Below are 6172 nucleotides of genomic sequence, written 5' to 3' on the forward strand. Positions count from 1 at the left end.
CCCCTGCACCGCCCCGCCCTCCGCCCCGCCCTCCCCTTGGTCGGGTCTTTGCCAGCTCTTTGATCCTGTTCACCCCTTTTAGTTTGCCTGTAGCAACCAATCTCTTCTATGGTTGCCCTAAGCAACAAGATGTGGGGGTGCCATGGCGGAACGGAGCCAGTACGAGGATCTGGCCCGGCAGCTCAGCGCCATCGGAGCCGTCAAGCGGGGTCTGGCGCGGGCGATGCCCGTCGAGTGCCCCGGCGGCTCCGCGGCCGTCCTCTCCCTCCTCGCCCACCACGGGGACATGCGGATGAGCAGGCTCGCCGAGCTGCTCGCCGTCGACATGTCGGTGACCAGCCGCCATGTCACCCACGTCGTGGACCGGGGCTGGGTGGAGCGGCTGCCCGACCCGGACGACCGGCGCTCCCGCATCATCCGGCTGACCAGGGCGGGTGAGGAGATGCTCGACGACCTGGGGCAGCGCACCACGGACATGTTCGCCCGCACGCTCGGCGACTGGTCCGACGAGGACGTGAGCACGCTGACCGCGCTGCTGGCCCGCCTACGGGAGTCCTTCGGGGACTGCCGGAGCCAGACCGTCCGGTCCGCGACCTGAGGGCCTCGGTCCAGGTGGTGACCCGCCTCGCCGGAGCACCCGGAGACGCACCCGTGCGCTCCGGCGCACGGCACGTACGCCTGAGCGCGTAGGCACACGCACCGGACGCACGCACGACACGACGTACGCACTCACGACGCACGCACCACGAGACGCACGCAAAGGAAGTTCATGGCTACGACCACACCAGCCGGTGTGCGCGGCGGCGGCCACGCCAAGCACGGGGGTCACGCCTCTCCCGACGGCGGCGCGCCGATGTCCCACCGGCAGATCATGGAGGCGCTCTCCGGGCTGCTGCTCGGCATGTTCGTCGCCATCCTGTCGTCGACGATCGTCTCCAACGCCCTGCCGCAGATCATCTCCGACCTGGGCGGCGGCCAGAGCGCCTACACCTGGGTGGTGACCGCGTCGCTGCTGGCGATGACGGCGACCACCCCGCTCTGGGGCAAGCTCTCCGACCTCTTCTCAAAGAAGCTGCTGGTCCAGATCGCGCTGGTGATCTACGTCCTCGGCTCCGCGGCGGCCGGCCTGTCGCAGAACGCCGGGTTCCTGATCGTCTGCCGTGTGGTGCAGGGCATCGGCGTCGGCGGCCTGTCCGCGCTCGCCCAGATCGTGATGGCCGCGATGATCGCCCCGCGCGAGCGCGGCCGGTACAGCGGCTACCTCGGCGCCACCTTCGCGGTGGCCACCGTCGGCGGCCCGCTGCTGGGCGGCGTCATCACCGACACCGAGTGGCTCGGCTGGCGCTGGTGCTTCTACGTCGGCGTGCCCTTCGCCATCATTGCCCTGGTCGTGCTCCAGAAGACCCTGAAGCTGCCGGTGGTCAAGCGCAAGGTCAAGGTCGACTGGGCCGGCGCCTTCTTCATCAGCGCCGCCGTCTCGCTGCTGCTGGTCTGGGTCACCTTCGCGGGCGACAAGTACGACTGGATCTCCTGGCAGACGTACGCCATGGTCGGCGGTTCGATCGTGCTCGGCGCGCTCTTCCTGCTCGTCGAGTCCAAGGCGAGCGAGCCGATCATCCCGCTGCGGCTGTTCCGCAACCGCACCATCACCCTGGCCTCCATCGCCTCGCTGTTCGTCGGCATCGCGATGTTCGCCGGCACCGTCTTCTTCAGCCAGTACTTCCAGCTCGCCCGGGACAAGTCGCCGACCATGTCCGGCGTCATGACCATCCCGATGATCGGCGGCCTGTTCGTCTCCTCGACGGTCAGCGGTCTGGTCATCACCCGCACCGGTCGCTGGAAGGCCTGGCTGGTCACCGGCGGCGCGCTGGTCACCGCCGGCCTGGGACTGCTGGGCAGCATCCGGTACGACACCCCGTACTGGCATGTGGCGATCTTCATGGCCGTGATGGGCCTGGGCATCGGCATGATGATGCAGAACCTGGTGCTCTGCACCCAGAACCAGGTCGCCCCGCAGGACCTCGGGTCGGCCTCCTCTGTCGTCACCTTCTTCCGGTCGCTCGGCGGCGCGGTGGGCGTCTCGGCGCTCGGCGCGGTGCTGGCCAACCGGGTCACCCACTACGTCCAGGACGGCCTCGCCGACCTCGGGCCCAAGGGCGCCGCGCTCGGCCACGGCGGCACCGGCGGGGGCGGCATCCCCGACCTGGACAAGCTGCCGGCCCCGTTCCGGACGGTGATGGAGACCGCCTACGGGCACGGTGTCGGTGACGTCTTCCTCTACTCGGCGCCGTTCGCCTTCCTCGCCTTCCTGATCACCCTGTTCATCAAGGAGGTCGCCCTGAAGACGCACTCGGCCCCCGCCGACGCGGCCGGCGAGCCCGCGCCCGCCCCGGCCGCCGTGGCCGCCACCACCGGTGACACCCAGGAGATGCCCGCCGCGGCCCCGGCCGCCGCCCAGCCGCTGCCGGCCGACGGCTCGGTCCCGCCGCCCGTACCGCAGGGCACCGGCATCACCCTCCACGGCACCGTCCGCACCGCCGAGGGCGTCTGGGTCCCGCAGGCCGCGGTCACCCTGATCTCGCTGGCCGGCCGGCAGCTCGGCCGCGCGGTGGCGCACACCGACGGCGGCTACGCGCTCGACGCCCCGGGCCCCGGCTCGTACGTCCTGATCGCCTCCGCCGACGGCTTCCAGCCGCAGGCCTCCACCGTGGTCGTCGGCGAGGACACACTCGCGTACGACATCCTGCTCTCCGGCACCAGCGGGCTGGCCGGGACCGTGCGGTCCGCCGACGGCGGGCAGCCGGTCGAGGGCGCCATGGTGATCGTCACCGACGTACGCGGCGACGTGCTGGCCACCGGCCTGTCCACCCCGGACGGCGCGTTCACCTTCGCCGAGCTGGTGCCCGGCACGGTGACCGTCGCGGTCAACGCCGAGGGCTTCCGTCCGCTGGCCCTGCCGGTGGAGATCGGCGGCCAGGGCGTGACCCGGATCGACGCGCTGCTGCAGTCCGGCGCCCGGCTCCAGGGCACCGTCCGGGCCGGCGCCAACGGCACGCCGCTGGCCGACGCCCGGGTGACCCTGGTCGACGCCGCCGGCAACGTGGTCGCCACCGCCACCACCGGGGACGACGGGGCCTACGGCTTCGCCGACCTGGACGCGGGCGACTACACCGTCATCGCCACCGGCTACCCGCCGGCCGCGGGTGCGCTCAGCATCACCGGCCGCGGGGTCGACGGCCACGACATCGAACTGTCCCACCCGGCCGAGTAGTCCGCGCAAGGACGCTGGGCCCGGTGGCGGGCAGCCGACTCCCGGCCGCGCTCCGAGCGGAGGCGCGGCCGGGCCCGGGGCGGCAGGCAGGGGACGGCCTGCCGCCCCCTTTTTCACAGGGAAGAAGAACTCCTTATGGCACTGCACGCACAGGTACGCACCCGCGACGGGTGGGCCGTCCAGCACGCCGTCGTCACCGTCACCGACATGACCGGGGCGCAGGTCCTGCGGGCCGAGGCGGACGGCGACGGGGTCGTCACCGCCGACGCCCCGCTGGCCCCAGGCCCGTACACGGTGATCGTGACCGCTGTCGGCTATGCCCCGGCGGCTTCCACCGCGCTGGTCACCGCGAGCGGCCGGGCCTCCGTCGGCACCGTGGTGCTGGCCCGCTCCGGCGGTACGGAACTGCCGCCGCCCGGCGTGTGGTCGCTGGACCCGGCGCATTCGACGGTCGCCGCGACCGCCCAGCACCTGGGCATCTCCAGCGTGCACGGCCGGTTCACCGAGTTCGGCGGCCGGATCGAGATCGCCCCCGACCTGGGCGCCTCACGGGTGGAGACGGTCATCTCGGCGGCCTCCGTCGACACCGGCAACGGGCTGCGCGACAAGCACCTGAAGTCGCCCGACTTCCTGGACGTGGCCGCGTATCCGGAGATCACCTATCGCAGCCACGGCCTCACCCCGGCCGGCCCGGACCGCTGGACCGTGCACGGGCTGCTCACCCTGCACGGTGTGGCCCGCGAGGTCGACCTCGATCTGTCCTACTCGGGCACCGGCCCCGACCCGTGGGGCGGTCTGCGCGCGGCCTTCCACGCCACGACCGAGCTGCGCCGCGAGGACTTCGCGATGAACTACAACCAGGTGGTGCAGGCCGGCATCTCGGCGATCGGGACCACGCTGAAGGTGGAGCTGGACATCCAGGCGGTCCGCCAGACGGTCCGCGAGGACTGAACCGACGCGGGTCGATGTTTCACGTGAAACATCGACCCTTCTCGGCCTCCGGCGTCCGGACGGCGGGTCATGGCGCTCAGCGCCTGACGGAAGTCCGGGTCGGGGCTCAGGCCCATGCTCCAGGAGCGGTCCCGGTAGTGCCCTCGCCGGCACCGAAGCCACCTCTGTGCCGCAGAGTCCCCCTACCCGTCCCCGGCCCTCAACCGCCGGGCTTGAGCAGGTAGCCGGCGCCGCGTCGGGTGTGGATCATCGGCGGCCGGCCGGCGTCGATCTTCCGGCGCAGGTAGGAGATGTAGAGCTCGACGATGTTCGCCTTGCCGCCGAAGTCGTAGCTCCAGACCCGGTCCAGGATCTGCGCCTTGCTCAGCACCCGGCGCGGATTGCGCATCAGGTACCGCAGCAGCTCGAACTCGGTGGCGGTGAGGTGCACGGTCCGGCCGCCCCGCGCCACCTCCCGGCTGTCCTCGTCGAGCGTCAGGTCCCCCACGGTCAGCACGGAGGCGGGCCGGGCCGCGGCAGCCGCCGGTGAGCGCCGGACGAGCCCGCGCACCCGGGCGACGACGTCCTCGACGGCGAACGGCACCGCGACGGCGTCGTCTCCGGCGGCGGTCAACCCGGACAGCCGGTTCGTCCCGGTCCGCCCCGGCACCAGGAAGAGCACCGGCACGCCCGGCAGTCCGCGCCGCAACGCGGTGAGCGCGCTGTCCGCCCCCGCGCCGAGCGCCCCGCCGTGCAGCACCACCGCGTCCGGGCGGAACCCGGCGATGCCCGCCGGCGCGTCCGCCACGTCCTCGACACCGCGCACCCGCCACCCCTCGTACCGCAGGGCGGCGGCCAGCAGTTCGGTGGCCGAGGCCTCCGGCCCCGCTCCTCCGACGACGAGCACCCGGACGCCTCCCGCCGCCGGGTCTTCCTCGAGGAACTGGTCGGTGGGCGCCTCGGGCGCGTGAGCGGTCATACGGCCACCCTGGAGCCAGCGCCTGAAAGCCCCCTTCGCCCCGTCTGTGAATCCCCTGAGAATTCCCGCCCCCGAGCATGTCTGAGAACCGCCGGGAGTCGCCGACGCCCCCGTCAGCGCGGCGGGAGTCCGAACAGCGCTGCCGCGTTGTCATGGCAGACGGCCCGCAGCCACTCCGCCCCCAACCCCAGCCTCTCCAGCGCCTCCAGTTGGTGGGGGTAGACGTACGGGATGTTGGGGAAGTCGCTGCCCAGCAAGACCCGGTCCCCCAGCTCCCGCAGCTGCGCCCGCTCGCCCGGCGGGAAGGGCGCGAGCTTCTCGGCGAAGTCGGTGAACGCCATGGTGGTGTCGAGCCGCACCTCCGGATACCGCTCGGCGAGCCCGAGGAAGTCGCCGTACTCGGGCATTCCCATGTGCGCGACGACCAGCCGCAGACGCGGGTGCCTGGCCAGCACCCGGGCGATCGGCTCCGGGCCGGTGTGCTTCCCGGGCGCGGGACCCGAACCGCAGTGGATCACGATGGGCACCCCCGCCTCGGCGAGCAGCCCCCACACCGGCTCCAGCAGCGGGTCACCCGGGTCGTACGCCCCTACCTGCACATGCGCCTTGAAGACCACCGCCCCGCTCTCGACCGCCTCCCGCACATACCCGGCCGCGCCCTCCTCCGGGAAGAACGTGGCCGTGTGCAGGCAGTCCGGCACCCGGGCGGCGAAGCCGGCCGCCCACTCGTTCAGCCACCGGGCCATCCCCGCCTTGTGCGGATAGACCATCGACGTGAACCGGAGCACCCCGAACTCCCGCAGCAGCTCGACCCGTCGGTCCTCCTCCTCGCGATAGGTGATGGGCCACTCCAGACCGGTCATCGGGCCGACCGCGTCGAAGTACGCCCACACCTTCCGCAGCACCCGCTCCGGCATGAAGTGCGTGTGCACGTCCACCAGCCCCTGCAGCCCGTACCGCTCCAGAAACCCCCGCGTCCGCCCCCTCTCCCC

The 6172-nt window shown here is 72.3% G+C and carries 5 protein-coding genes; 3 read left to right on the forward strand and 2 right to left on the reverse strand.

The genetic code is table 11. The features are described from left to right. The first annotated feature begins 142 nt into the window (after positions 1-142). The 3 genes from C6N75_RS24040 to C6N75_RS24050 all read left to right on the forward strand — a co-directional run bounded on the left by C6N75_RS24040 (position 143) and on the right by C6N75_RS24050 (position 4222). Positions 143-598, forward strand: coding sequence for a MarR family winged helix-turn-helix transcriptional regulator (locus tag C6N75_RS24040; RefSeq protein WP_105870991.1), 456 nt, complete (start codon positions 143-145; stop codon positions 596-598). Between the two features lie 171 nt (positions 599-769). Then, complete coding sequence (locus C6N75_RS24045) at positions 770-3271, forward strand: MFS transporter (protein ID WP_105870992.1); 2502 nt, start codon at positions 770-772, stop codon at positions 3269-3271. Between the two features lie 135 nt (positions 3272-3406). Next, complete coding sequence (locus C6N75_RS24050) at positions 3407-4222, forward strand: YceI family protein (protein WP_105870993.1); 816 nt, start codon at positions 3407-3409, stop codon at positions 4220-4222. 199 nt (positions 4223-4421) lie between these two features. Here C6N75_RS24050 and C6N75_RS24055 read toward each other — a convergent pair whose 3' ends face one another. Together C6N75_RS24055 and C6N75_RS24060 are read right to left on the reverse strand one after the other, a co-directional pair. Further along, positions 4422-5180 carry a response regulator transcription factor gene (locus C6N75_RS24055; protein ID WP_105870994.1) on the reverse strand — a complete coding sequence of 253 codons (759 nt, stop codon included), beginning with the start codon at positions 5178-5180 and terminating at the stop codon, positions 4422-4424. 113 nt (positions 5181-5293) lie between these two features. Next, positions 5294-6145: an amidohydrolase family protein gene (locus C6N75_RS24060; protein WP_105870995.1), complete on the reverse strand. Its 852-nt coding sequence runs from the start codon at positions 6143-6145 to the stop codon at positions 5294-5296. Positions 6146-6172 lie beyond the last annotated feature (27 nt).

Origin of the sequence: Streptomyces solincola, from assembly GCF_002982015.1 — a bacterium.
Taxonomy (GTDB): Bacteria; Actinomycetota; Actinomycetes; order Streptomycetales; family Streptomycetaceae; genus Streptomyces; species Streptomyces solincola.